This is a genomic window from Micromonospora sp. NPDC049580 (genome assembly GCF_040675595.1).
Lineage (GTDB): Bacteria > Actinomycetota > Actinomycetes > Mycobacteriales > Micromonosporaceae > Micromonospora.
The window spans coordinates 1-2,846 of sequence record NZ_JBFAPG010000640.1 but is presented as its reverse complement, the minus strand read 5'-3'; the positions used below and the strand labels follow the sequence as shown (position 1 = coordinate 2,846).

The 2,846-nt window shown below is 68.4% G+C and carries 1 protein-coding gene; it reads right to left on the bottom strand.

Annotation, left to right across the window (positions count from 1 at the left end; all coding sequences use genetic code 11):
• Positions 1 to 117: 117 nt before the first annotated feature.
• A complete protein-coding gene (locus AB0J68_RS30345) occupies positions 118 to 2,574 on the bottom strand; it encodes a ricin-type beta-trefoil lectin domain protein (protein ID WP_363942100.1) in 2,457 nt (818 codons plus the stop codon).
• Positions 2,575 to 2,846: the final 272 nt, after the last annotated feature.

Sequence of the window (2,846 nt, the reverse complement as noted above, 5' to 3'; positions counted from 1 at the left end):
CTGACCCTCCGCCGTGGTGCCCGCGCGGGGGGTGTCCGCCGGGACGGCGGCCGGCCGCTCATTTGTGCGGCCGGCCGTCGCGAATCGGGTACGGGTCCTCGTGCGGACTCCTACCGCTCAGCCGCGAATCCACTGCTGATTGCTGCCACCGGTGCAGGTCCAGATCTGGACGGCGGTGCCGTTGGCGGTGCCCGCGCCGTTGACGTCCAGGCAGAGCCCCGATCCGACCCCGGTGATCGTGCCGTCGGCGTTGACCCGCCACTGTTGGCCGCTACCGCCGTTGCAGGTCAAGATCCGCGCACGGGTCCCCGCGGCGGTGCCCGGTACGTCGAGGCACTTGTTGCCGTAGACGGTCAGTTGGTTGCTCGTGGTGAGCGTCCACTGCTGGTTGGCGCCGCCGTTGCAGTCCCAGATCTGCACCACCGAACCGTCGGCCTGGCTGGCCCCGTTGACGTCCAGGCACCGGTTGGAGCCAGCGCCGCGGATCGCTCCGGTCGCGCCCGGCTCACCGGAGTTGCCGACCGGCGTGATGGAGAGGTTGTCGAACTGGGCGGTGACTCCCTGACCCGTGCCGTACCCGATCTGGCCGGCGACCCAGGTCGAGTCGGAGACCGTTCCGACGGTGGTGCCGTCGATGGCCGCGGTGAGGGTGCTCCCATTGAGCGTCAGCGACAGGGTGTGCCAGCGCCCGGTGCCCAGCGCCGAGGTGTTTCCGCTGGCCAGCGTGCGCCAGTTGCCGCTGGTGTTGTTGCTCCGGATGGACCACGCGCCACCGTCGGTCACCCGGAAGTAGTACCCGTTGAGGTTCTGCGGCCCCTGGTGGTTGTACGTGTTGGCGCGTCCGATGAGCTGCGCGTAGCCGGACTTCTCCAGCATGACGTCCGAGGAGACCGTGTAGTTGCGCCACGACAGGTCACCCAGCAGCGTGTACGGCTCGGCCTGGCCGGACGTCCAGAAGATCGGCGTCTGCTCCGACATCTGGCGTACGCACTGGCCTGCGCGACCACCCCCGCAGCCGGCGATCTCGAACGAGCCCTGCTGGTCCATCAGGTACTTCGCCTCGCGCCCGACGGCGTAGCTGTCGAAGGTGTCGTTGTACGGCAGCTTCAGGTTGCCCGCCGCCGGGCTGGCCGCCGTGCTCTTACCCTGCCCGGTGGTGGTGGTGATGCTGTAGACGTAGCCGGGCTGGACGGTGAGCGAGAAACGCCCGCCGCTCGGCGTGATGTCGCTGCCCCTGACGAAGTGGTCGGCGGTATTGTTCGACCGGACGTTCGTCGACCAGACGTGCACGGCGCCGGTGGACAGCCCGCCGGTGACGGTGAAGTCGAGGGTCTGCGCTGAGCCGGCGTCCATCGTCTCGATGATGTTGCTGTAGTCGCTGTTGTTGGTGGACTTCAGCGACACGTAGCTGCCGTTGTTGCGGTTGCCGCCGAGGTAGCCGGTCGATCCGTCGAGGTAGCGCCAGCCCGGGGCGGTGAACTGCGTGGTCTGCGCCATCACCCACGTGCTCTTGCCGATGGAGTAGACACCGGACCAGGGCTGCTGCGCCACCGCCACACCCGTGGTCGCCCAGGGGATGTTGGGCGTGATGGCGGCGATGGCGGGCCAGTTGATGTAACCGGTCATCTTGCCGTCGATGTAGCCGCGGTTGATGCCCCGGGCGAGGGCCTGCGCGCCGGCGTTGTAGTCGTCGGAGCCGTTCTCGCTGGCCCAGAGCGACTTGCCGGTGGACACCGCGTTGCTGGAGCTGGGGCAGCTGGACTGGGCGCTGCGGTATCCGCAGACGTAGTGGCTGCCGAAGACCTGTACGGCGTTGGCGAACGCCGGATCCCGCAGCGATTCGTCGGCGGCGGCCCAGCCGAAGTCGTCCGAGGCGACGATCTTCACGCTGCTGTAGCCGCGGGAGTTGAGAGCCGAGCGCAGGTTCTTGTACCAGGTGGCGTTGTAGCCCTTCTCGTTCCACCCGCCGAGGTAGTTGATGGTCAGCCCGTGGGTGGCCGCGCAGTCCAGCCAGGCCACCAGGTAGTCGATCGAGTCGTTGGACCAGAAGTTGCCGTTGCCGATCCAGCCCGGGGCTCCCCAGGCCAGGCCCGCCAGGGCGATGTTGGCGTTGCGTGCCCGCGCCTGCTCCATCAGCCACCACTCGTAGCCCCGGTTGCAGTTGATGGCGCCCCGGGTGTGCTCGTGGCTGGGCTCCGCGCCGGAGGTGGAGTTCGTGTCCCCGCCGATCTCCGTCTTCAGCAGCTGCATGGCGGCGCCGCGGCCCGGCTTGAACAGGTAGTCCAGGATGTCACTGCGCTGGGGCTCCGGGTAGTCGATCAGCAACCTGCTGTTGCCGCCACCGCCACTGACCGCGCCGATCCCGTCGAGCGCCCGTCCACCGGATCCGCCGTTGATCGTGATGGCGGTTGCCGCCTGGGCGGGGGAGGCGAACCCGGTCAGCACGGCCGCCGCCAGGACCACCCCTCCCAGCGCCGAAGCGGTCAGCCGACGCGGACGTCGCGTGCTTCGCCATGACCAGCGGCGCGGCCCGCCCTCGCCAGTGCTGCGCCGATGACTCCCTCTACCGAACATCTGACTCGCCTCCCCAACCGCTTTCGACCCCGAAGCCGTACGGCAGGCGTCGAGCTGTCGTACCGCGGAGGCCTCTTATCGAAGATCATTAATAAGCAGACGTCGTATGTTAGGCACCGCATCGATCGGCGGTCAACGGCAGCGGCCAACCGCAAATGCCGCGATCTTGGGCGGCGGGATCGTCGGAGCCTCACAAAAGGTTCGATGAATGCTGCGTCGAGCGTTCACCGGCAGGGCGGGCCGGCGCGGCGGCGGAACCGGTAGTTCCGTCG